The 24,050-nt window shown below is 45.1% G+C and carries 17 protein-coding genes and 1 riboswitch; of the genes, 11 read left to right on the top strand and 6 right to left on the bottom strand.

Annotated features, from left to right (window positions below):
* Positions 1-328: 328 nt before the first annotated feature.
* The 7 genes from G601_RS0118135 to G601_RS0118105 all read left to right on the top strand — a co-directional run bounded on the left by G601_RS0118135 (position 329) and on the right by G601_RS0118105 (position 9,705).
* Positions 329-1,267 (top strand): hypothetical protein, encoded by a 939-nt coding sequence (locus G601_RS0118135; RefSeq protein WP_242834450.1) that lies wholly within the window; start codon positions 329-331, stop codon positions 1,265-1,267.
* A 769-nt stretch (positions 1,268-2,036) separates the two neighbouring features.
* Positions 2,037-2,405 (top strand): hypothetical protein, encoded by a 369-nt coding sequence (locus tag G601_RS0118130; protein ID WP_026493221.1) that lies wholly within the window; start codon positions 2,037-2,039, stop codon positions 2,403-2,405.
* A gap of 91 nt (positions 2,406-2,496) precedes the next feature.
* On the top strand, positions 2,497-3,423 hold the full coding sequence (gene cysK / locus G601_RS0118125; RefSeq protein ID WP_026666168.1) for a cysteine synthase A: 927 nt from the start codon (positions 2,497-2,499) through the stop codon (positions 3,421-3,423).
* Positions 3,424-3,436: 13 nt separating this feature from the next.
* Positions 3,437-5,383 carry an ATP-dependent helicase gene (locus tag G601_RS0118120; RefSeq protein ID WP_026666167.1) on the top strand — a complete coding sequence of 649 codons (1,947 nt, stop codon included), beginning with the start codon at positions 3,437-3,439 and terminating at the stop codon, positions 5,381-5,383.
* 63 nt (positions 5,384-5,446) lie between these two features.
* Positions 5,447-5,536: riboswitch (cyclic di-GMP riboswitch) on the top strand.
* 131 nt (positions 5,537-5,667) lie between these two features.
* A complete protein-coding gene (locus G601_RS0118115) occupies positions 5,668-6,600 on the top strand; it encodes a hypothetical protein (RefSeq protein WP_026666166.1) in 933 nt (310 codons plus the stop codon).
* Between the two features lie 162 nt (positions 6,601-6,762).
* Positions 6,763-7,797, top strand: coding sequence for a fibronectin type III domain-containing protein (locus tag G601_RS0118110; RefSeq protein ID WP_196808921.1), 1,035 nt, complete (start codon positions 6,763-6,765; stop codon positions 7,795-7,797).
* A gap of 123 nt (positions 7,798-7,920) precedes the next feature.
* A complete protein-coding gene (locus tag G601_RS0118105) occupies positions 7,921-9,705 on the top strand; it encodes a sensor domain-containing diguanylate cyclase (RefSeq protein WP_026666164.1) in 1,785 nt (594 codons plus the stop codon).
* Positions 9,706-9,822: 117 nt separating this feature from the next.
* On the opposite strand, the gene G601_RS0118100 is transcribed toward G601_RS0118105, so the two are convergent.
* Both G601_RS0118100 and G601_RS0118095 read right to left on the bottom strand, forming a co-directional pair.
* Positions 9,823-10,428, bottom strand: a complete 606-nt coding sequence (locus G601_RS0118100) for a hypothetical protein (protein ID WP_026666163.1) — start codon at positions 10,426-10,428, stop codon at positions 9,823-9,825.
* 58 nt (positions 10,429-10,486) lie between these two features.
* Positions 10,487-10,981: a CinA family protein gene (locus G601_RS0118095; RefSeq protein ID WP_026666162.1), complete on the bottom strand. Its 495-nt coding sequence runs from the start codon at positions 10,979-10,981 to the stop codon at positions 10,487-10,489.
* 173 nt (positions 10,982-11,154) lie between these two features.
* On the opposite strand from G601_RS0118095, the gene G601_RS0118090 reads away from it, so the two are divergent.
* The 3 genes from G601_RS0118090 to G601_RS0118080 all read left to right on the top strand — a co-directional run bounded on the left by G601_RS0118090 (position 11,155) and on the right by G601_RS0118080 (position 13,533).
* Entirely contained in the window at positions 11,155-12,036 is an 882-nt protein-coding gene (locus G601_RS0118090; RefSeq protein WP_026666161.1) for a transporter substrate-binding domain-containing protein, read from the top strand.
* A gap of 20 nt (positions 12,037-12,056) precedes the next feature.
* A complete protein-coding gene (locus tag G601_RS0118085; protein ID WP_026493229.1) occupies positions 12,057-12,713 on the top strand; it encodes an amino acid ABC transporter permease in 657 nt (218 codons plus the stop codon).
* 64 nt (positions 12,714-12,777) lie between these two features.
* The gene (locus tag G601_RS0118080; RefSeq protein WP_026666160.1) at positions 12,778-13,533 is read left to right on the top strand and encodes an amino acid ABC transporter ATP-binding protein; all 756 of its coding nucleotides are present in this window, start codon (positions 12,778-12,780) and stop codon (positions 13,531-13,533) included.
* Here the strand turns inward: G601_RS0118080 and G601_RS0118075 are convergent.
* The 4 genes from G601_RS0118075 to G601_RS24035 form a co-directional block, all read right to left on the bottom strand.
* Positions 13,530-14,708, bottom strand: coding sequence for a PAS domain-containing sensor histidine kinase (locus G601_RS0118075; RefSeq protein ID WP_026666159.1), 1,179 nt, complete (start codon positions 14,706-14,708; stop codon positions 13,530-13,532). The two genes, G601_RS0118080 and G601_RS0118075, sit on opposite strands and share 4 nt — an antisense overlap.
* A 125-nt stretch (positions 14,709-14,833) precedes the next feature.
* A complete protein-coding gene (locus G601_RS24040; RefSeq protein WP_051206022.1) occupies positions 14,834-16,951 on the bottom strand; it encodes a TaqI-like C-terminal specificity domain-containing protein in 2,118 nt (705 codons plus the stop codon).
* Between the two features lie 86 nt (positions 16,952-17,037).
* Positions 17,038-19,779: a YfhO family protein gene (locus tag G601_RS0118065; RefSeq protein WP_026666158.1), complete on the bottom strand. Its 2,742-nt coding sequence runs from the start codon at positions 19,777-19,779 to the stop codon at positions 17,038-17,040.
* Positions 19,772-22,615: a transglycosylase domain-containing protein gene (locus tag G601_RS24035; protein ID WP_081673613.1), complete on the bottom strand. Its 2,844-nt coding sequence runs from the start codon at positions 22,613-22,615 to the stop codon at positions 19,772-19,774. Before G601_RS24035 ends, G601_RS0118065 begins: the two co-directional genes overlap by 8 nt.
* Before the next feature lie 153 nt (positions 22,616-22,768).
* Between G601_RS24035 and G601_RS0118055 the strand changes: the two genes are divergently transcribed.
* Positions 22,769-23,401, top strand: coding sequence for a YigZ family protein (locus G601_RS0118055; RefSeq protein ID WP_035791060.1), 633 nt, complete (start codon positions 22,769-22,771; stop codon positions 23,399-23,401).
* The last annotated feature ends 649 nt before the right edge of the window (positions 23,402-24,050 follow it).

Below are 24,050 nucleotides of genomic sequence, written 5' to 3'. Positions count from 1 at the left end.
CCGGTAGAAGGATTTGTTCGCGGATAGACGCAACGGCTTTATGGCGGCACTTCCCGCGAGGCAACCGGTAGAAGGATTTGTTCGCGGATAGACGCAACGGCTTTATGGCAGCACTTCCCGCGAGGCAACCGGTAGAGAGAATGGTTCGTTAGTAGGCGTAACATCTTTTGAATAGATAATTACTTGATATGCAGGATGTTTATCGCACACTGACTAGCTTGTATATAGAAACTGAACTTTGTACAATTATTCTTGTTATATCGTTTTTGATTAGTAACCTGAAATAGCTAGTATGAAAGAAGTTGTGTTCAAGGGGAGTATCGTAAATATGAATATTATTGTAAAGCCAATGGAAACAGACGAGGAGAAAAAGGGGAAAGCTTACTATCACTTGCCTGGATTATTTGAGTTTTATGAATTATATAAAGTGTTTTTGCCGCTTTTCAGGGAGCATAGGGAATATTTCTATGATTGGTGTGAGATAGGCTCAATCTATGGAGCACCAGGAGACTGTATTTGGGGCGGTGGCCGTGTGGGTTTCGGGGATGAAGACCCTGCGGATGTGGCTTCGCTTATGGCAGAATATGGTATTTCTGCAAGGCTGACCTTCAGCAATTCACTGCTTAGAGAAGAGCATCTTGCGGATAAGCGGTGTAATGATTTGTGCAGAATGTTTGAGAAAAGCGGTAATGCAGAGAATGGCATAATTGTTCATTCGGATTTACTGCTTGATTATCTTAGGAGAACCTATCCCGGTTTTTATTTTGTGTCTTCCACAACAAAGGTGTTGACAGACTTTGAGGAGCTTAAGGCAGAGCTCGACCGTGAAGAATTCCGTTTTGTAGTTCCTGATTTCAGACTTAATAAAGAGTTGGATAAGCTTAAAGGTCTATCCGATACGCAGAAGCAGAAGGTTGAGTTTCTGTGTAATGAATGTTGCTGGTTTGGCTGCTACGACAGGAAGAAGTGCTACGAGAATGTCAGTCGCAAGAGCCTTGGTGAGAAGTGTGAAGATCACATCTGTGTTTCTCCTGATGCAGGGAGAGGCTATAGATTCTCTGATGCTATGAAGAATCCGGGATTTATAGGCATAGATGACATTCAAAATACCTATATGCCTGCGGGCTTTTCTCACTTTAAGATTGAGGGAAGAAGCCTTGGCAGCGCGATAATCCTTGAGTTCCTGCTGTATTACATGACCAAGCCTGAGTATTGGCTGAATGTCAGAGAAGAGATTTATCTGGATAGTATGTTGGATCTGTTCTGAATTAAATATAGTCTCATGTATGTTGAAGGCTGACTTGCTAGATTATCTAGTTGCGGCCTTTTGTTTTGGATTTTAGCTTTAGGGAGTTCAATCAGTAGGCTAGAATAATCTAAATTGGATGAACAGTAAAGTTGCTGTCAAAAGATGGTTCAACCAGTTGGAAGAAATTCACTCAAATAGGTTGATATGCGGGAAGTGCGTACAGGAGTGAGTTGCGTCTAACCGCGAACAAATTAGATCATAGACGTAAGGGATGAGCGACTTCAATTAAGGGAGTTCATCCGGTTGGAGAGAAATCATCTGAATTGACTGAACAGAAGAAGCGTCCTCCAACAACAAGTTCAACCAATATGAACAGAACCACCTGAACTGGTTGAACGGCAGCAGCACTTCCAAAAGATTAGTTCAACCGGTAAGGTGTGATTCAACAAAATAGGTTGATGTGCGGGAGAAATGTAGAGGGAAGAGTTACGTCGACCCGCGAACAAATTAGAATATAGACGCAACGGCTCCCCAAAACATGGTATCAAGGTGCAACCGGAATGTCAGAAATAAAACCTACCGGCGTAACAGCCCCGAAACAGGAAGAAAAAAGTTAGACCAGAAAGAAAGCAAGTTTGCGAGCAGACGTAACGCCATCCGCCCCCCGCGCACACCGCGAGGTAATGGTTCACGAAAATTCAGCCAGAAAAAAATATTGTTCATGAATCGGCGTAACTCATCCCAAATATGCTATATTAAAAAGAAAAAACAGAGAGGTTTGAAATACATGTTAGGAGGATTATTTGGCCCCAAGGAAGTGGAGCAGGTCGTACATTTTGATTTGTTTCAGTCCGAGGACGGAAAAGCAAACAAGTACTTTACCATCGCCTTTGATGCTAAGGTATTAGACAGAGATCTCAAGTGTGAGATTACCTGCTGGGAGGATCTTGATGGAGACAACCGTGCGGATTGTAAGCCCATCATGGATGCCCTGGACAGAGGGTTCCCTGATAGAACAATGCCGGTGTACTTTTACGTTAAGAACAACGATATAGTCGATTTTAATTTTGACATGAGTCTTCTGGTTGAACAGACAGGAGATGAAAGAGTAGAGAATATGGACTATGACTATAATTTCAAGGGTACTCAGTTTTGAGTACCTTTTTTGTTATTGTTGCCGCAAATCTCTTGGTATAAAATGTATGAGTGTGCTTGCACAAAACAGATGTAGAGGAGTTACTTTTTCGATGATATATGATAATGTACTTGAGGCAGTTGGACATACGCCCATGATAAGGCTTAACCGTATGGTTGATGCAGACAGTGCGCAGATACTGGTTAAGTTTGAAGGAACTAATATCGGCGGATCAATTAAGACAAGAACTGCCCTCAATATGATAAATGAAGCGGAGAAGGCCGGTCTTATAAAGGAAGATACAATTATCGTCGAGCCCACCAGCGGTAATCAGGGCATTGGCCTTGCGCTTGTAGGTGCGGTAAGAGGATATAAGACCAGAATAATCATGCCTGATTCTGTCAGCGAGGAGCGCAGGAAGCTCATAGAGCATTACGGCGCAGAGGTTGTGCTGATACATGATGATGGCGACATCGGAGCCTGCATCGATGAATGCTTGCATACAGCGCTCAGAATGAGGAATGAGAATCCTAATGTCTTCGTACCGCAGCAGTTTGAGAATCCTGCTAACACTATGGCTCATAAAAATGGCACGGTGAAGGAGATTCTCGAGCAGGTGGATGGACCGATACATGGCTTCTGCTCAGGAATTGGAACAGGCGGAACCCTCACAGGAATAGGTGAAGTCCTGAAGGAAGAATATCCTTTTATCAAGATATGGGCAGCAGAGCCTGAGAATGCAGCAATTCTTGCTGGAGGTAATGTTGGAACACATCTTCAGATGGGCATCGGAGACGGCATTATTCCTGAGATTTTGAACCAGACCATCTATGACGATATTTGTGTGGTGTCCGATAAAGAGGCCATTGAGACCTCCAAGAATCTTGCAAAGCTTGAAGGCCTTATGTGCGGAATCTCCAGCGGAACCAATGTGGCAGCAGCTATTAAGCTTGCTAAGAAGCTTGGACCCGGGAAAACTGTGGTGACCATACTTCCCGACACTGCGGAGAGATATTTTTCCACACCATTATTTTCGTAGGAATTAGCAGGACATGAATTACAATGAGTTTTATGAAAGATACTTATCGCATCTTAGCGATCAGCAGCTTGATGCGGTAAGGACCACCGAAGGACCGGTGCTTCTTCTGGCAGTTCCTGGAAGCGGCAAGACCACGGTCCTGGTGAACAGGCTTGGATATATGCTTTATTGTAAAGGGATAGATCCTCAGCATGTGCTCACGCTGACCTACACCGTAGCCGCCACGAAGGATATGGCTGACAGGTTTAAATCAGTGTTCGGCGAGGATTTATCCTTTTTGCTGGAATTCAGGACCATAAACGGAATATGTGCCAAGATCATCCAGCATTACGGCAGGCTGATCGGGAAGAAGGCATACGATCTTGTGACCGATGAAAAGCTGATCGGCAAGATCCTCACCGACATTTTTATCAAGGTTAAAAAGGAATATCCCACGGAGAGCGACATAAAGGGAGTGAGAACCCTCATAACCTATTGCAAGAATATGTTGCTCACAAATGATGAGATAAAAAAGCTCGACAACGACATGGATATAGACATCCTTCCTGTATATGAGGCCTACAATGCGGAGCTCAAAAGGCGCGGGCTCATGGACTACGATGACCAGATGGTCTACGCCTACAGGATGCTCAAGGGCTCGCCGGAGCTCCTTAAGTTTTATCAGGATAAGTACAGATACATTTGCGTGGACGAGGCGCAGGATACTTCCAAGGTCCAGCACATGATAATAGGTCTTTTATCAGGAAAAGATGGCAACCTTTTCATGGTCGGTGATGAGGATCAGAGTATCTATGGCTTCAGGGCGGCATATCCTGAGGCGCTCCTTAATTTTGAAAAGGATCATCCCGGTGCGAAGGTCCTTATAATGGATCAGAACTTCAGATCAAATGCAGCGATAGTGTCTGCTGCTGATGTTTTTATAAGACATAACGATATGCGCCATGATAAGCATATGCAGGCGGCCCGGGGAAGAGATTCGGAGATTAACTACATCCAGCTAAACAGCAGGAGAAATCAGTACAATTATCTTGCTAAGGTTGCGGATGATGTGAAAAATCAGACGGCGGTGCTCTACAGGGATAACGAGAGCATCATTCCTCTTGTGGATATCCTTGAGAGGCAGGGCATTCCTTATCGCGTAAGGAATGCAGACATGGGATTTTTTACGCACAGAGTCGTGATGGATGTGGAGAGCATCCTGAAATTCTGCATGGATCCTTATGATGAAGAGAACTTCATGAAGATATATTTTAAGTGCCAGACGTATCTTAAGAAGACACAGGCGGAGAGACTGTGCAGACTTGCTGCAAGTTCGGACCTTCCGATTCTTGATGCAGTGGAGGAGACCGATATGCTGGGAGCCCATGTGAAGGCAAAGTGCAGGTCCCTCAGGACACACCTTTACAACATGAGGCATGAGACGCCTCTTAAGGCACTTAACAGGATTGAGCGCTTCATGGGATACGGCGAATATCTGGAGAATAATCATATCGATACGAATAAGCTTTTCATCCTGAAAATGATAGCTGCTAATGAGGAGACCATAGGCGGCCTTATGAGAAGGCTTGATGATCTGCAGATTATTTTCAGGGATAAGGAGCCGGACTACAGGGCAAAGCTCATTCTTTCGACGATTCATTCCAGTAAGGGACTGGAGTATGACGAGGTTTACCTGATGGATGCCTGCGATGGAGTTTTTCCAAACAAGGTTATCGGGAATAAGAAGTTCGCGGACAGGCAGGAGCTTCGGGAATTTGAGGAAGAGCGCAGGATATTCTATGTAGGAATGACGAGGGCAAGGAATAAACTTAACATCCTTACCTACAATGATGAGGATTCGACTTTTGTTAAGGAGATATCTTCAGTTTCCGCGAAGGACAGGAAAAAAGAGCATAAGTCCGACAAGAATCGCCCCAAGGCCTCTGTTAAGAAGATGATAAGACCGAAATTTACGCGCTAAAAGAGGTTTTAATCAGAGCTAAATTGCGGTATAATTATAATTTGTGAGGGGACACAATTGAATGTACGTTGGGGGCAAACATACAGTGATGTATGGACGCAAAGTTGTAAATCTTTTGGGGAATGATTTATTAAAGATGGTTTGACTGCAAACAGTGACGGAGAGATTCGTTACTATTTGCAGTTTTTTATTCTATAATATTGTCTTAAATTCTGGAAGTTTCTTTGCTATCCGGTCTGTTCTGATCGCTGTATTCCCGAAAAAAGGAGAGGAGAGCTATACACATGGAAGAGAGAAAAAAGTATGCGAAAGAAATTCAGAAGATGTTCGACAAGAGGCTGACACCTTTACTTCTGATACTTGGAGGTATTCTTTTGGTAGGACTTGCCGGATGCCTGATACCCAATATCGTGGTTAAGATCATAGGCTTTATTGTACTTGCCGTCATCTACTTTGTTGTTATGGGAGCGGCTGACCGCCTCGAGTATGGTAAGAAGATCATGTACTGCCGTGCACTAGTAGGCAAGGAAATATCTGATGATCCGGTAAGCGAAGGACTTGAGAGAGTAAGAACCTTCGGCAGAAAAAACCTTAAGAGATACAGAAGAGAGTGTGGCCGAGTTTTCTATACAGTAGGCAGAGGCGCATTGACAGTTGGTGACATGATGGATCAGGTTCCTTACCTTAACAAGCTGTCACACGTATATAAGAAGCTCGTTAAAAGACTCATCGAGAATTCTTCAAAGATCCTTATCACCTATCAGCTTGGCTGCTATGATGAGGCAGACCAGGAGCAGTTTTATGATCTTGTAACTTACTTTGTACAGGATGGTAAGAACTTCCTTCTTAAGACAGTTAAGTCTGAGTTCAAGGATTTCATCAAGAGTGAGGTCAGCTGGATCATTATGCTTCCTGCGCTTCTTGCATTTGCATTTACAAAGAACTATCTTTTCGCCATCATCGCACTGGTAATCATGATAGTTAGCATAGTGCTTTCATACAACGAGGATGACTTCGAGATTCTTTGCGATTACATCGAGTATGTTGATACACATGAGCTCAACGTTGATCTTAAGAACAAGCTTGTAGTTGGAATGAAGACAGGTAACACAATCCTTGACTTCACTAAGGTATACAATAATCCCACAGACTACAACATGCGCAGAGCAGTTAACGGTGCTGAGGACCTCATGGGTAATATCGAGAACAGACTCTGATTTTTTGAGGAAAATTTGGGAAATTAAAACAGTCTATTTTGCGTCATCATATATTTAATAAACCGTTGATGAACTTTATAGTTTAGTTATGAAAAGCAGATAAAAACTCTATATATGCATGCATAGAGATTTTTATAAAAAAACAAGAGAGGAATGAAAAAAGTGAAGAGAAAAGTTTTTACAAGAATCGCTGCAGCAGTTCTTTCAACTGCTATAGCACTCGGGGGAGTTTTTGTGGCACCGCAGACAGCACAGACTGTACATGCTATGAGTGCTGAGATCAAACAGGTTAATCCCAGCCAGACATCAATTACAGTTAACTGGACAAAGTATTCTGAGGTTTCAGATACAAAAATCAATAAGATGCACATTGGTATCGCTACAACTTTGGAAGGCGCAAGAGCCATGACAAAGGCTAAGAAAATTTCAATCGATCCTAATTCAACATCTTACACATTTAATAACCTTACACCCGGAAGCCGTTATTATGTAAATATTACTGTTGATTACAGAAAGTATGGTCTTGATTGGGATGATTACGGATATTTATGTGATCCCTTCTACACAACACCTGCTAAATCATCAGCACCTTTCCAGACACATAACTGGAGAAATCTTGGAAGCTTCAGCTTTGACTGGGCAGAGATGCCTGATGTTTCAGGATATGAGTACGAGGTATATGAAGGCAATACCCTTGTAAAGAATGATGACACAGGTACCGGCGTATTCCGCGGAGGCAGCTTTGGAGATGCTAAGGATAAGAAGAAGTACTATGTTCAGGTAAGAGCCTTCACAGAGATTAACGATGTAAAGTATTACGGAGACTGGTCTGACCAGACTCAGCTTCTTGTAAACTCTGAGATCAAAAGAACCAAGAAGGGCTACGATGTTAAGATCAAGAAGGGCAAGCTCAATGTAAGCTGGATGAAGACAAAGGGCGCAGATGGATACATCGTATATGTTTCTACACAGGAGAAAGTCGGCTATAAAGCATACAAGATTAAGGGCGGCAAAAAGAAGTCTGCTGTTGTAAAGAAGTTTAACGGTAGCAAGTTCAAGAAGAACATGGGCTATTATGTAGCTGTAATGCCTTACAAAAAGATGGGTGACAGAATCGTTTACGGTACCATCGGTGGTAAGGTTTATGTAAAAGGAAAGATCACAAGATATTGCCAGACTGACGAGCTTGGAAACTAAATAATAACGTGCATTATTCAGCCACACCTTAGGGTGTGGCTGTTTTTATTTTAGCTATGAAGAATGTTATAAATGTTATAAAATAAAAGGTAGGACAATTGTTTTTTTATGAGGGCCACAAATATGAAACAGATACTTGTGGAATTAAAGGATAAGCCTGAACTGTTTGTTCAGATAGAAGGAATACTTTCTGCCTGGAAATCCGGAAATTACAAGCAGATGCTTCTCCACATATACAGCGGACTCGAAGGCGAGAAGTTCACGGAATACGTTGCGAAAACACTCAGCATAATATTTCCGGAGGCGGATATTGTAGGCACAATGTCAGCAGGAGAGATCATGGAAGGACACCTCATGGACAGAGGTATCCTTATTGGTGCGCTTTTCTTTGAGAGCACCAATGTGGAGGTGTTCCGCTATGACAATGTGAAGGGCAATGAAAGGGCTGTAGGCAGGCAGATCTGTCAGCAGCTTGACAGCATCCCGGGTATCAAGGCAGCTGAGTTTTTGCTTCCCGGAACTGAGTTTGAGACAAAACCACTATTCGACGAGATCGATGAATGTGATAAGGATATACATATTTTCGGTGGATATTCAGGCGGACATATGCTGAATTCCCCGGTTCATTACGTGTTCGACGCCAAAGGTATCACCTATGATTCCATACTGGTCACAACCTTTGCGGGTGATGATTTTCATGTGGATGTGGACAAGGTCATAGGATGGGAGCCTCTGGGTGTTCCCTTCAGGGTCACCAAGGCTGACGGTCACAAGCTGGTAGAGCTTAATGGAAGACATGCTTCCGAGATATATGAAAAGTTCCTGCAGATCGACAGAAAGGTCCACGACAATGCGATGGAGGGCTATACCTTCCCGCTCCTTGCCGAGTACAAGGGAGAGCAGTGGCTAAGAAGTGCCATTCATATAGAAGAGGATGGCTCACTTAATATGCACGGTACCATTATGGAGGGCATGGATATTCAGCTGTCCTACGGCAATCCTGCGACGATTGTCAGCCAGGTAAACGATAGACTTAAGAGAGTCCGTGCGTTTAAGCCACAGGCGGTTCTTCTGTATTCATGTATTGTCCGTAAGGCTTTCTGGGAGCGCTATGTAGATATGGAGCTTGAGCCATTTGCGCAGCTTTGCTCCACCTCCGGGTTTTACACCTGGGGCGAGCTGATCAGGAACTGTGAAACCGGAGAGATTGTTGAGCATAATGTAACACAGCTTTCCATCGCAATGAGAGAGGGAGAGCCTTCCTCGGCAGAGCTTCCTGATGTACTTGTTGATGACTCCGTTTTGCGCGGACCTGCGGCTCAGATGCGAAGACTGACAAGTCTTGTTTACACCACCATGGAGGATCTGCAGAAGGCTCAGAGTGACCTTCGCGTTCTGAATGAGAAGCTAAGACTCATGGCAGAGACTGATGCCCTGACAGGGCTTATTAACAGAGGAAAAACGGAAGAGGCGATAAATAACCTTCTTCAGGAGTCTGCTACGAAGAATACACCGGTCAGTCTCCTGATGATAGATATCGACCACTTCAAGAGCGTAAATGACAATTACAGCCATGAAATCGGCGATGTGGTACTTAAGGAGACGGCAGCTATTTTGAAGGAAGCCGCTCATGAGCACCGGGACGGAAGAGCCGGACGTTGGGGAGGCGAGGAGTTCTTTGTAATTCTTCCTCTCGTGGAGAATGAAGAGGCCATGGAGATAGCCGAGTCCCTAAGAAAAAGGGTTGAGGATCATGTCTTCCCTGAGGTGGGACATCTCACCATAAGTATGGGGGTTATCACTATTAAGGGTGATGTGCAGGGTAAGGACATTTTCCTGTGCGTTGATAAAGCACTTTATGAAGCCAAGGAAAGCGGAAGAAACCGCATAGTAAGAGCTGAGATTTGAGAGTGTGAGTTTTAGTTTTTGGATATGAGATTTTGGTAAAATGAAAAGAAGTCTGCTCCTTTGAATGTGGAGCAGGCTTCTGTTTAGTTTCATGAAAAATCGATTTGTGTTTTCGGATTATAAGATTCTCTCGTAATGATCGCCCTTTTCAACAAAGCCTGTCTTTGCAAGATAAGCCTTGTGATTCTCGTCTGAGCCTTTGTAGATCAGCTTGTCGATGCCCTCATGAACGAGGTTGGCCATAAGGAACTCACCAATAGAGAAATCGCGGTACTGAGGCACTGAGTAGTCGAGCTTGATATCCAGGGTGTGTTCCTTTAAGTTACCAAGCATGATCCCCACAGGCTTACCCTCGTGGCAAACGACGAAGCCGGCGTTGACCTTGCTGAAGTCCATTGAGATACCGGGGAAGCATTTGGCGATGTCATCCTTGTTGCGGTCGATGGTGTACCTGGTCAGACCGTCGTCACCCGAAACCCTTACAAGATCGTAGTTCTTCTCGGTGTTAAGCATCTTGCCAAGATAGTAGACATTGATGGCAACCAGAGCTACGTTCATAATAACCGTGGGATATGCGTTGATAAGAATACCGTAGATAACGCAGAACAAGCTTCCGATAGTATTTACAATTCTCAGCTTGTACACTGACACCATCATAAATGACAGAAGTACAAGAGCAGAACCGATGTAACCGATGATTTCAAAGATAGTAGCTGTACTCACCTGGAATCCCCTCCTTTGTCTGTTAACAGCATAAGAAAATGTATATCTTTATATTAAATCATAAAAGGATTTTTAGCAATTCATCTGCGATAAGGTCTGACACAATCAGCTTGTACTCATGCCTTGATGGAGCGGAAGGAAGTGTGAAGCTGAAGGTGCGGCTTATATCTGAAAAGATTATGCCAAGGTGTACCTCACCGGGAACGCTGTCGGCATTTTCAGGGTCGGTGTTTCCAAGGGTGCCGGTCACTCCAAGGCCGATGTCAGCGCCGTAGGAATCCATGCAGGCTTTTGCCATTGATAGGGCGGTCTCCCTGGAATAGACACCGTTTATCTCGATGATATCTGCAGGAACTCCCTGCTTTATCTTGGCCTCGTTGGAGTAGGTTATATATGCTCCCTTCATTATAGAAGAGGACCCTTCCGTGTCCGTAAGAAAATTTGCAACCATTCCGGCGGTGCAGCTTTCCATTGTACTTATGGTAAGTTTCTCTTTTATAAGATGTTTCGTAATTCGCTCGTATTTTTGTATTACATCAGTTTCGTTGATCATTGATTTTTCCTGCCCGAACATAAGTATTTTTCAAAAATATCATAACAATAGTGTTTGCATAAAACAATTTAGTGTGATAAAGTGGTAGAGAATGAAACTGTTTTTCTTATCAAAAGTGAAAATTTAATTGTATTGAATTAATTTGGATACTAATTTTTTAACAGGAGGCTATTATGAAAAGAAAATTTATCGCAGGATTGCTTACAACAGTTATGACAATTTCAATGACAGCTTGCGGACAGGCAGCAGGTGCAGACACTGCTACAAATGCAAGCTCTGAGGAAGTGGCAGCAGATACAGCCAAGAGCACTACAGAGGAGACAGCAGACGCAGCTGAGAGCAGCGATGAGTCAGATGTTGACTACATCAAGGGCAAGGGCAAGCTCATCGTTGGTATCACAGATTTTGCTCCCATGGATTTCAAGGATGACAACGGCGACTGGATCGGCTTTGATGCTGATCTTGCCAAGAAGGTTGCAGAGTCTCTCGGCGTTGAGTGTGAGTTCGTTGAGATCGACTGGGATAACAAGATCCTTGAGCTTCAGAACAAGTCAATCGACGTTGTTTGGAACGGTATGACTCTTACAAGCGAGGTTACAAGCTCCATGGAGTGCACCAATCCTTACCTTAACAACGCACAGGTTGTAGTTGTTTCCAAGGACCTTGCAGGCGACGTTGCAACTGTTGAGGATGCTGCAAAGCTCAGCTACGCAGTTGAGGCAGGTTCTGCAGGTGAGCAGGCTGCTACCGATAACAGCTTTGATTTCATATCTGTAACATCTCAGGCAGATGCAGTTATGGAGGTTCAGGCCGGAACATCAGGTGCATGCATCATCGACCTTCTTATGGCAGGAGCTATGATCGGTGAGGGCACAAGCTATCCTGATCTTACACACACAGTTGAGCTCACAACTGAGGAGTATGGCATCGGATGCCGTAAGGGCTCTGATCTTGCAGCTTATATCAACGATCAGCTCAAGAGCATGTACGATGACGGAAGCATGGTTGAGACAGCTAAGGTATACGGCGTTCAGGACGCTATCATTGCACAGTAAGGATTTATTAAGGATAAAATATGTTTGCAACAGTAACGTTATCCCTTCTTGAAGGGTTTCTTGGAACATTAAAATTATTTGCGCTGACGCTGATTTTTTCATTGCCGCTTGGGCTTCTCATAAGCTTCGGATCAATGAACAAGGCGCCGGTAATAAAGCTTCCCATCAGATTTATCATATGGGTGGTTCGCGGAACACCGCTGATGCTTCAGTTACTAATCATATATTATGGCCCCGGAATTTTTCTGGGGCTTAATGTATGGGGAACAGGTGGAAACGGAAGATTCATCGCAGCGCTGGTGGCATTTGTGTTTAACTACGCCTGCTATTTTTCAGAGATCTTCAGAGGTGGTATTCAGTCCATCCCCGTTGGCCAGTATGAGGCAGGTCAGGTGCTTGGTATGACCAAGAGCCAGATTTTTAAAAAGGTCATTCTGCTTCAGGTAATAAAGCGCATAGTGCCGCCCATTTCTAATGAGGTCATCACCCTTGTAAAGGATACTTCCCTTGCGAGGGTTATCGCCGTTTATGAGATTATCTGGAACGGTCAGGCCTTCATCAAGAGCAGCGGTATCATCTGGCCTCTTTTCTACACAGGCGCATTTTACCTTGTGTTCAGTGGTCTTCTGACCTTGTTGTTCGGATTTATTGAAAAGAAGCTCAGCTATTTTAGATGATGAGCGGAACACTTAGTGATTATTGCTAAGCAGAGCATAGTTTTTATTTGAAAAAGGAATTAGTATGCCGATACTTGAAGTTAACAATATAAAAAAGAGTTTTGATAATCACCAGATTCTTAAGGGAATCAGCTTTAGCATGGAAGAGGGCCAGGCCATTTCCATCATCGGTTCCTCGGGAAGTGGTAAGACCACGTTCCTGCGCTGCCTCAATTTCCTTGAGAGACCTGATGAGGGCACCATAACAGTTAAGGGAGAGCAGCTTTTTGACGCGGCTAATCCTGAGATGAATGCTAAGAAGCTCCGTGAAAACAGACTGCATTTTGGTATGGTTTTCCAGCAGTTCAATCTGTTTCCCCAGTACACAGCTCTTGATAATGTAACCCTTGCACCCAAGCTTCTCGCAGAGGGCAAGAGTGATGCTGATATAGAGAGAAGGGGAAAAGAGCTCCTTGATCAGATGGGACTGTCCGATAGAATGGACAATTACCCGCACCAGCTTTCAGGTGGTCAGCAGCAGAGAGTAGCCATAGCAAGAGCCCTTGCTTTAAAGCCGGATATTCTGTGCTTCGACGAGCCTACTTCGGCTCTTGATCCTGAGCTTACAGGTGAAGTTTTGAGAGTAATAAGGAATCTTGCTGATAAGCATACGACAATGATAATAGTCACCCATGAGATGGCATTTGCCAGAGATGTGGCAGATGAAGTCATTTTCATGGATGATGGAATAATTCTTGAGAAGGGACCTGCGCAGCAGGTTATCAATAACCCCAGAGAAGAACGTACAAAGCAGTTTTTATCAAGCCTTAATAATTCTTAAGGCTCGATCGGAACAGCTTCGAGATTTATTGTAGCGGTGAAGGTACTTCCGAGGCCTTCTTCACTTTCCGCTGTGATATCACCCTTCATAAGGCAAGCTAAACGCTTTGCAACAGACAGTCCCAGCCCGGTACCTGTACCGTACTTGCTGGGATTCCTTTTTTCCTGGGAAAAGGTTCTGAAAAGACTGGGCATGAAAGCTGTGCTGATTCCGCAGCCTTCATCCTTAACTGTGAAGGTGATATGGTAGTGGGTACCCTGTTTTCTTGAGGCTACGGTGATCTCAACAGTATCTCCGCGCTCACTGAATTTAACAGCATTGTTGGTCAGATTTATGACCATCTGCTGGGTTCTTCCGAGGTCGCAGATTACCTGAGGGTTAGCTCTGTAATTTCTGTTTACGACTATCTTTACATCCTTTTCCTTGGCGAAGGCACAGGTTATCTGCTCAACGCCGTCAACAATGTCATCAAGGGAAGTTTTCTTGGGATCAAGATTTAAGTTTCCACCGTCGATTTTATCAATATCAAGAATGTCACTCATGAGCCTTGAAAGGTAGTGACTTGAGGTGTAGATCTTGCGCATGTCGCTTCTTAATACATTTACGTCCTCCTGGGTCATGCCGAGGTATGAGAGGGCAGAGATAGCGTTCATGGGTGTTTTTATCTCATTACTCATGCGTGAGAGGAATTCAGACATACGTCTGTTGGCGCGCTTCTCGTTTTCAAGAAGCTGGTCGTTTAATTTATTAAGGCGTTCGATCTTGGCGATGCGTTCCTGTTCCTCTGTGACATCCATAAAGGAACCAACGAAGCCGATGATGACGCCCTCATCGTAAATGGGAGTTTTGGTGGCGATGATTTCGCGAACTTCACCTCTGATAATACACTGGCCATGAACATTGTGAGTGCTCTCGCCCTTGAGGACTCTGAGCTCGTCCTCCATAAAGGGCTTCGGATTCGGATGCCACTGCATATCCTCATCTGTCTTGCCGATTACTTCATCCGCTGTATCAAAACCGAAGAAATCCAGGAATGCCTGATTAACACCAACGAATCTGCGCTCTGTGTCTTTCCAGAAAATGCAGTCCTGAGTGGTGTTGATGATCTTATCAAACAGCTGATCAGCGTGCTCGCTCAATGATATGGTCTTTAATTTCTCGTTCTTATCACCCATGATTACCTCTAAATAAATCTTAAATATTCAGACCCAAAGCCTGCATAAGCATAACCGAAACGGGAAAATGACATGCAAATGCAAGGGTCTGAATAGAACCATTATATCACGAAATAACGTAAATGCTAGAGTGGAAGGAATAAGTTTTCAGTTTTAACTAATTGTTTTATAAGTGCAATTTTTTCAGGTGTGAGTTTAAAGAGCTCAAAACATATTTCGTCGATCTCGTTATAGAGCTCTTTAACCTTCACGGAAGCGTCCAGTTCATCTGTGCTTGTTTTATAAACGTTTCTTGAAAACGTTAATATTTGGTCGATTTTTGATTCTATATTTTTTTGCGTTTCTTTATCCGCATAGGGGATAGGAAGCTTTTCAATGTGAGACCTTAGAATCTTTACGGAACGAAATCTCTTCCTGAAAAAGTATTCCGAAACACTTGAATTCAGTATTGCCAAAATGTACTTGGTACTTAGGTTTTCAATGTTCGGAATAACGATATTACAACTATTTAATGACAGTGTTTTTTTGTCGTCATAGGCAAATACAAGGTGTCCTCCGATGAATCTGTAGAGGAGCTTTTCCGGTGCTCTGTACATGGATATGGGTGCAACCTGCTGCCACTTTTCTGGGGCGAAGGCTATGTAGCACTTGGGCTCTTTAAATGAATATCTGAAGATATCCGTGCCCTTCAGGATGATCTCGTTCTTAGGGCTCTTCCGTGATTTTAGCATGTCTTTGTTGGCGCCTGTTACGATACCAAGAGCGAACTCTGCGTTACCCTCAAGAAAGCGGACATCAGGGAGACTTGCCAGTGATTCCAGAAGAGCATACTCCTCATCGGGAACCAGGAAATCAAATCCGGTGTCCGATATTTTTCTCTCCGAAGTTATCTGATAGGAGGCGTCGCCGTCGTATATCACAGGGTGCTTACTCAGGAAGGACTCCTCTGCATCCTTCTTTTCAGTCTGAAGGATGATGGAGGGGCACTGAACATGGTCAAACACATCCCCCAGGTACTCAAGGTGTGTGAGCTTCGTCTTTTCAAGAAGAAGTCTCCTTGAGAGGGTGTGGGACTTAACAAGCAGAACCGACTCCGGAAGCACCAGTGACAATGCGCCGCCGTTTTTCAGAAGGCGGATGCCTTGCTCTATGAAAAGGTCGTAGGAGTCCAGGGACCTCTCTGCAGCGGTTCCGTACTCATCCTTGAGGAACGCTCTCTCCTCCGGGCTAAAGGTTGAGCCCCAGGGCGGATTACCAAGGATGATATCAAATTGCTTTGCTTCGGGATCCTGGTGAAGGAAGTCTGCGATTGATATGTGCTCCTGCCAGAATGCCATGTCGGGAAGCCTGTATTTCAGGGCCAGGTTGAGGCGGGAGAGCTTAACGCTGATTTCGTCCGTATCGTACCCATAGATATTCTCTGCGGGAATTCCGGGCGGAAGACACAGAAGGAAATTGCCTGAGCCACAGCCGGGATCAAGGATCACCTTGTCCTGACCATCAGTTAGGATGGCGGCCTCGAATAGATGCCCTAAAAGTCTCTGAACGATCTTTCCCGGGGTGTAATAAGCGCCTGTGCTTTTCCTGGTCTGCAGGTGCTTAAGTGAGATGTAGATAAGCCCCAAGGTGTCTTCTCCTGCCACGTAGGTAAGAGGCGCGGAGGCGAGGCCCAGTTTATCGATAATGGGAGCGAGGTCAGCGGTTAGATTTGCATCATCGTTGCTGGAATTATTTTCCGGTGTATCTGATGTGGTACTTTTCCGGTTGATATCGTCTAACAGCTCTTTGTATTTATAGTAATCCTCAGTGGAAATGCGGCTTGAAATAAGCCCCTTCGCACACTCTGATAAAATCGCGCAGAGGAATCGGTCATCTGACAGAAGATCAGTATTTATGCTGTTTTCATTTGTGGTATCACCTTCAGAATCTGCCGCAGCACTCTCAGAATGAAGTGCAGCTATGTCCATGACAAGCTTCTGGACGATGGGAAGGTTCGGCGATGAGTCTGCGATATAAGAGCTGTATAGGAGATTTCCCGATACATAGCTCTTATTTCGTCTGCTTCTTAGAGATTTAAGCTTTCCGCTTTCGAGGTCCGCCTTAAGTGAGCGCACGTATTCATCTGAAAAGGTAAAGGTGCGGCCCTTCTTCCCTTCAGGTTTGATTTTTCCAAGTTTAACCCAGTTTCTGCCGGTGGCGGGTGTTATAGACAATTCCGTACATAGCTCAGTGAGTGTAAACATATGCGTTCCTCTTTTTCAAATTACGCTTTGCTCATGCCGGGGATTAGAAGTTTGAATCATAATTCCCGGATGAGACTTAGAAAAGATCAGTGCGCTCTTTTTCGAAGCACTATAAGTAGTATAAATCCAAATGCTGTAAGTATAAAGCCTGCAAGGAGACCAGGTGTGTGATATACCAGTCTTATGTCGTGGTGACCTGCTGTAAGCTCAAGTGCGCTAAACATGGTATCAGCAGGAATGAGCTCGGTTTTCTTGCCGTCTACGTATGCCTTCCAGCCCTTGGTATAGGGGATGGAGAGGAAGAGAACTTCTGAATCCGTGGTGTCGATACTTCCTGTGATCTCGTTTGTCGCAAAGGAAATCGGATTCTTGTGGAGATCTACGTCAGTTAAAGTGTGCTCTTTTAATGCTGCGAGCTGCGGGTGCATGGTTGAAAGAGTTCTGGTGTATACTGCGAGCTCGTCGAAGGAATAGGTCCCCTTATCGCTGAAGGTGAGCCTGATCTGAGTCTTGGCAGTGTCGGAATAGCCAAGGTCAACGATGAAGTCATGCCATCCGGAGTAGTACCAGGATCTCTCGGATTTGTAGTCGATGTTCTTCTGTATTGAGGTGCCGTCAGGGAGCTGAGTGGACACGTTTATAGCAAGAATATCGTTATTGCTCTTTACGTTCAGGTTTTTGAATAATACCAGTGTCTCAGCGTTGGGAGTTCCCTCAAAGGTGAGTATTGCAGCAGCGCCGGCTTCCTTAACCTTAAAGCCGCCTTCTACTTCCTTGATTTTGCCCTCGAAGGTGATCTCGTAGGGCTTGTTCTCTGAGGTGTAGGTGGGCTCTGCTTCAGGATAGGCAGCAGCCTTTTCATCAGGAAGAACAACGCCGTAGAGGAGAGCTTCCTCGCGCTCAATTGGCGTAAGGGCATTAAAATCGCTCTCTGAAATTGCCTGGCTGTACGTGAAGCCAAGAGGCATTGCTTCGGGATTCTCATAGATTCCGAAGTTGAACTTTTCATAAGAAGGTGCATAACCATAGGGCACGAAGGCCTGCTGGTCAGGTGTGTTGTAGCGAAGTGAGTAGTACCTTACGCCTGCGATGGAATTGAGGATAGCGCGGTCATCCAGGGCAAAGTACGCAAAGTTCTGCTGGTCGTTGTTGGCCATGAGCTTGAAGTATTCGGATACTCTTTTATCAGCAAGACTCCAGAAAAACTGGGTGGAGGATATGCCGTCAAGCATCGCAGCGTTCCACACCAGGTCTCTTCCTGAATAGCGGTAGAAGGAGCCTGAAACGTCAAGTCCGTCTGCAGCAGCGTTTTCCTCAACAACCTGAACCTCGGTGCTCTGGAGCTGTGCGTACATCTCCTCGGGAGTGCAGGTATCCATATAATCCTTGACCATGTTGCCCTCCTCGGGAGAGTAGGCGATGCGGCCATTTTTGATGATGCAGGATAATGTGATAACGAGTATAACTGCGCTGAGTACACCTCCTAAAAGTCTGTTTCCTTCAGATTTATTCTTATCAATAAGACCTGTGATCTTTTCTGAAATGAAATCTGCAAATTCTGCTGTCACAAAGCCTGCAAAGAGTGCACAGGCAAAGGCCCATCTGTTAACTGCGTAGGAAAATGCTGCAAATACGTAGCCGCAGAAGGGCAAGCACAGAAATGCGGTGATAAGAAGGGCAAAAACAAGCTCCTGATAGAGGCAGCGTGTTTTCATGTATTCAGAGGGCTCATCCCAGGCAATGAATACGCTGGAGGGACCTTCTGTGTCCTTAAGGAGTTCCTTCTTCTTTTTGCTTATTTCGATGGTGGTAGTGATGAGCTTATAGATGCTTCGTACAACAACCAGGAAAAGTGCTGCCACAAATACAGGCGTAAAGCCGAGCTGTGTATCATTTTCTCCGTGATATACGAAGGTGTAGACGTTTTTAATAAGCTCCCTGTAGTAATTTGCGGGATAGAGGAAGGGAATCTCTATTCCTGAGCCGGATCTGGGGTTATTTGGGAACGCCAGGAGCACCGGGAGCAGGATGAACATGCTCATGAGGGTTCCTGTGATTCCGTATAAAAAGAAGGTGCCGATGGTCTTAAGCGCCTCTGAAAATGGATTCTCTACTTTATGGGCACCAACGTATGTGAAGATGAGCCTTACTACAACATAGATGATAGTAAGGAGCACGATTATGTAAAAGAAATAGAAGTTGTTGGTTCCTGCAAGGAAGATGGAAACCGCAAAGAATGTGGGCTTCTTTTCCTTCAATATCTTCTCAGCGCCAAGGAGCACAAGAGGAAGATAGATCAGCGGGTTGGCAAAGAACGGATGCCACAGTCCCAGGTACATGAAGTATGAGCCGAAGCTGTAGGTGAACATTCCTGTAAGAAGGGCTGCCGGGGTCATGTCTTTTCTCAGATATTTTGCATATAAAGAAAATGTTATACCGGCAAGATATGCACGAAGTAACATTACAACCTGGAAATAGATATGGATGTATTCAGTTTTTACAAATGCGGAAAACAGGTTGAGAATGTCGCCCAGTGCGTAGTACTGCAGCGTGGGATACATGTCGCTTCCGTAGCCTATTCCAAAGGCAAAGGTCTGGAAGGATAAGCTGTGATCATGGATTATGTGATAGAACACGCCGCGTAACCATTTTGAGTAATAGGCGGCAGCCTTAAGATGCTGCCGCCAGGTATCGCCTTCACATATAAGAGTTTTGCCGTTTTTAAGGAAGTAGCCGTAAACCAGATAAGATACAACGGCAAAGAGAGCTGTGTAAAAAATATAGAAGAGTGCAGTGCTCTGCACGGATTTTTTTGAATTGTTACTCATCATCCTCTTCCTCGTCGTCATCCTCTTCGTTATTGGCTTCATTAGTGGCCTCAGGCTGAGGAGCCTCTGGAGCCGGTGCTTCCGGAGCGGGCGTAGCCTGTTCTGCAGGAGCCTCTGCCGCGGGCTGCTCGGCTGCGGGCTGTTCTGCCGCAGGTGCTGCAGGTACTGCCGCGTTAGGATCAGCCGGTGTACCGGAGTACTGAGTATTTACAATACCCTGCTGGATAAGCGCTGTCTCCTGGGCCAGAATCTCCTGAATATTGGGCTGAGCCATGAACTCAGGGGTATGATGACAGGTAACCGTAGGAGTAACCACCGTATTACCGAATTCATCCGTTGTAGTTGTAAATCCGCTGGAACCTGCACCTCCGTTAGGTGACTGTGCCTGCAATGCTGCGGGTTCAGCAGGAATAAGCTCAAACACACCGGTTATCTTGAACGGACACTGCTCTGAAGCAGGGTGCTGATCTGACTGACAGATTGTTCCTGCATAGTGAACGTTACAGCTTTCTGTAGGAACTGTTCCCTCCTCAAAGTACTCGGAAAGGTGAGTTCCATCGCAAAGACCACCGATAGGCAGTTTTCCTGATCTTGAACATACCGTAGCGGATATTACTGAATCAGGCTTGGTGAACTGGGTTGACGGAAGATTCTCATGAATCTTGGACATAACCGCGCGCCAAAGCGTCTTCGCAAGCTGCTGCTCGGGCTTGGTTGTAAGGTCTACGTTGTTGTCGTAGCCGGCCCATGTTGTAGCAGTGTAGTAGGTTGTGTAGCCTGCAAACCAAACGTCGTTTTCGTCTGATGTTGTTCCGGTCTTACCTGCGATAGCAGTTGTTCCGAAGTTAACAGCTGTACCTGTTCCGCTTGTTACAACGTCCTGCATTGCGCTTGTGAGCAGGTATGCTGTTGATTCCTTAAGGATTCTTGTGGAATCAACCTTGGTGTTGTCGAGGATTGTGTTACCCTCGTGGTCAACTACCTTGGTGTAGAGCTTGGGCTTTATATAAACACCGCCATTAGCGATTGTTGCATAAGCTGCGTTAAGCTCCATGTTTGTAACACCGTGTGTCAGACCACCGAGTGCTGTGGGCAGCTGATTATCTGTGTAAATCTTACCGTTTATCTCTTCATTGTCAGCAAGTGTTGTGAAGCCGAAGTTTTTCAGGTAGTCAAAACCAAGCTGAGGAGTGATGACCGTCAGAGTCTTAACTGCAATGACGTTCATGGAATCCTTGATGGCGTTTCTGATGGTTGTAAGTCCTCTGTAGGATTCGCCGTACCAGTTGTTAACGGGGCGTCCGTCAGGATAGTTAAACGGTGCGTCGTTGAATACTGTTGCAAGCGTAAGTCCGCCGCTGTCAAGAGCGGGAGCGTAGGTTGAAAGCACCTTGAAGGTTGAACCGGGCTGACGAACTGTGTCAGTTGCGCGGTTAAGTGTTCTTGATGCAGTCTTACTTCCACGACCACCGACCATAGCTACAACGTAGCCCTGCTGGTGATCCTCGATGGTAAGTGATACCTGAGGCTGAGGTGTGAGGTTTATTGTCTCACCTTCAACTGTGTTGCTTCCTACTACAGCAGCTTTGTATTCTTCAATCTTGGCCTCTGCTTCCTCTCTTGAAGTGAAGAGCATGTTGAAGCCTTTGGATTCCTGCTGGAAGTAGCTTTTCATCATCTCTGAGCTGTAGTTGGTTCTGTTGCCCTCAGCGTCCACTGTGGTAAGTGCATACTCGAGAAGATACTTGGTTCCCTCAGGGTAGTTAGCTTCATCACTGAAAACTGAATCTGCAATCTCCTGAATGTGAGGATCCTGAGTTGAGTAGATCTTAAGACCGCCACTGTACAGAAGTGAGTAAGCCTGAGTCTCGTTATAGCCTGCATCGATGAGGTCATCGATAAGCTGATTGGTAAGGGCATCGACGAAGTAGGAGTTAGGACTTGAATCTGTGTTTTCCTCGTCTACGACCTGGATTCTTGAATAAACATCATCGTTAATTGCTTCATCATACTCAATCTGAGTGATGTAGCCATGCTTGAGCATGTTGTTCAGAACCTTTTCACGGCGCTTCGCGTTGTTCTCCGGATGTGTGATGGGATTGAAGCGGCTGGGGTTCTGTGTAATACCTGCGATTACCGCGCACTCTGAAAGTGTCAGGTTGGTAACAGGCTTATTGAAATAACGAAGAGAAGCAGCCTGCACACCAAGTGTGTTACTTCCAAGGTTGATGGTGTTCAGATAGTTAAGAAGGATCTCGTCCTTGCTCATGTTTTTTTCAAGCTGAATAGCAAGGTACTGCTCCTGTATCTTTCTCTTAATCTTGGCGATGTCTGAATTCTCACTGGTCCAACCTGTAAATACGTTGTTTTTCAGAAGCTGCTGGGTGATGGTACTGGCACCCTGTGACAGGTCGTGGCTTGTGATTCCGACATACGCTGCTCTGAAAATACCCTGGATATCGATTCCGTTGTGCTGATAAAAACGCTCATCCTCGATAGCTACGAATGCATGAGCGAGGTTCTCGGGAATCATGTCCCAGGTTACCGGGATACGGTTGGAATCAGTGGATACGAGCTTCGCTGTCTGGTTACCTTCCGTGTCATATACAAAGGTTGAAAAACCTGTAGGAGTTACGCTGATATTTCCAATCTCAGGAGCGGTGTCGATTATACCTCTGAAGACGCCAATGCCTGCGCACACGCCGATAACTCCAAGTCCAATGCAAGCAATGAGTATGAGCTCAAAGGATATGAGGGAAATTTTCTTTCCCCACTTTGTGGTACTTGAGACAATATTATGCTGTTGATCTCGTATACCTTTTCTGCCAAAATTCATATTTTCCTCCGATTGATGTTTGATGATATAATGAACGGGTGATCTTCGCAGGAGCGGAGCGTTTCGTATATCACTTATTTTTTTGCATGGTAATTCATTTTCAAATTACAATTATACCAAATTAGAATAATAAAGGGTAGTTTCAATAGAATTATGGGAAAGACAGACAATTATAAGGTTATTCTTACGCCTGGATGCGATGAGATAGTTGAGAAGAAATCAAGGTTCATAGCTAACGTTTTACCTGTTACAAGCGTGCAGGAGGCAGAGGAGCAGATAGCGGCCTTTCAGAAGAAATTCTGGGACGCAAGGCACAACTGCTACGCCTTCATGATCGGATCAGACTTCGGAACCACACGCTTCAGCGACAACGGAGAGCCCTCCGGCACCGCCGGCAAGCCTATTCTCGAGGTCATAAAGGGCGCCGGAGTCACAAACGTTCTTATTATAGTAACAAGATATTTCGGTGGAGTTCTTCTTGGAACCGGTGGCCTTGTCCGTGCCTACACTCAGGCAGCCCAGGCCGGCCTAGCTGCCTCCGAGATCGGTGAGATGGTGTACGGCAAGCGCTATCACCTCACGGCGGACTACACCCTTATCAACAATATTCAGTACTATCTTCGCCAGGAGGAGATTCCGCTGGAGAACGAGACCTACACTGACAAGGTCGAGTACGACATCACTGTCCGCATGGAGGATTCTTCCAGAATCGTTGAGGGCCTCACCCAGAAGACGGAAGGAAGATTGGGAATTGAGGAGATCGAAGAGGGATATTTCGCATTTTGATGGGATGATGATTTAGGAGCGCCTGATAGAGCGCTGTTGATAATACAGATATGAGTGAGATTATGGTAGGAGCGCCTTTGGGCGCTCTTTTTGTGATGTTTTGCGCTTTTTTTGCGCTGTTTTAGGAGGCTTCTAGGAGGCTTTTTGTAGAAATGGGTCTTTATGAACTACCATGACCGATGACATCGGAAATGGTTTCAACAATACCTTGCGGTATAGTAAGGCACGTTCACGGTGCCACTACTCCGTCAGGCAAAGCCCTTCGGCATACTTGAAAATGTTATTTGATGCGCCTATGGCGCGTGGGAACTAACACCTTGTATATTTTACGCACCACAGGTTCTTGGTTTGTTAGATTCGTGGTACAACCCTATATATACAGTTTTCAAGGTTCCGATTGACTTATTCTATCGCGAACAACTGTTTGTGTAAAGGCGATTCATCCCACGACCGACTTCATCGGAAGGGGTTTTCTCGCTGAATTTTATGATAGAGCGGGACAACTAGGCGGAAGATTTATGTAGAAATAGTTGTCTTGGAAAAAAATCAGAACAACTAAGTAGTGAATTTTTGCTGAAATAGTTGTTCGGAAAAATAATCAGAACAACTAAGTAGTGAATTTTTGCAGAAATAGTTGTCTTGGAAAAAA

Origin of the sequence: Butyrivibrio sp. FC2001 (assembly GCF_000424125.1) — a bacterium.
Lineage (GTDB): Bacteria > Bacillota > Clostridia > Lachnospirales > Lachnospiraceae > Butyrivibrio.
The sequence above is the reverse complement of the archived record's forward strand: the minus strand, read 5'-3'. Positions and strand labels throughout refer to the sequence as shown.

Excerpts from the sequence above, each read along its gene's own strand:
- G601_RS0118135 (WP_242834450.1), top strand. The coding sequence starts at position 329 with ATGAATATTATTGTAAAGCCAATGGAAACAGACGAGGAGAAAAAGGGG.
- G601_RS0118055 (WP_035791060.1), top strand. The coding sequence starts at position 22,769 with ATGGGAAAGACAGACAATTATAAGGTTATTCTTACGCCTGGATGCGAT.
- G601_RS24035 (WP_081673613.1), bottom strand. The coding sequence starts at position 22,615 with ATGAATTTTGGCAGAAAAGGTATACGAGATCAACAGCATAATATTGTC.
- G601_RS0118065 (WP_026666158.1), bottom strand. The coding sequence starts at position 19,779 with ATGAGTAACAATTCAAAAAAATCCGTGCAGAGCACTGCACTCTTCTAT.
- G601_RS0118130 (WP_026493221.1), top strand. The coding sequence starts at position 2,037 with ATGTTAGGAGGATTATTTGGCCCCAAGGAAGTGGAGCAGGTCGTACAT.
- cysK (WP_026666168.1), top strand. The coding sequence starts at position 2,497 with ATGATATATGATAATGTACTTGAGGCAGTTGGACATACGCCCATGATA.
- G601_RS0118090 (WP_026666161.1), top strand. The coding sequence starts at position 11,155 with ATGAAAAGAAAATTTATCGCAGGATTGCTTACAACAGTTATGACAATT.
- G601_RS0118105 (WP_026666164.1), top strand. The coding sequence starts at position 7,921 with ATGAAACAGATACTTGTGGAATTAAAGGATAAGCCTGAACTGTTTGTT.
- G601_RS0118115 (WP_026666166.1), top strand. The coding sequence starts at position 5,668 with ATGGAAGAGAGAAAAAAGTATGCGAAAGAAATTCAGAAGATGTTCGAC.
- G601_RS0118080 (WP_026666160.1), top strand. The coding sequence starts at position 12,778 with ATGCCGATACTTGAAGTTAACAATATAAAAAAGAGTTTTGATAATCAC.
- G601_RS0118085 (WP_026493229.1), top strand. The coding sequence starts at position 12,057 with ATGTTTGCAACAGTAACGTTATCCCTTCTTGAAGGGTTTCTTGGAACA.
- G601_RS0118075 (WP_026666159.1), bottom strand. The coding sequence starts at position 14,708 with ATGGGTGATAAGAACGAGAAATTAAAGACCATATCATTGAGCGAGCAC.
- G601_RS0118095 (WP_026666162.1), bottom strand. The coding sequence starts at position 10,981 with ATGATCAACGAAACTGATGTAATACAAAAATACGAGCGAATTACGAAA.
- G601_RS0118120 (WP_026666167.1), top strand. The coding sequence starts at position 3,437 with ATGAATTACAATGAGTTTTATGAAAGATACTTATCGCATCTTAGCGAT.
- G601_RS24040 (WP_051206022.1), bottom strand. The coding sequence starts at position 16,951 with ATGTTTACACTCACTGAGCTATGTACGGAATTGTCTATAACACCCGCC.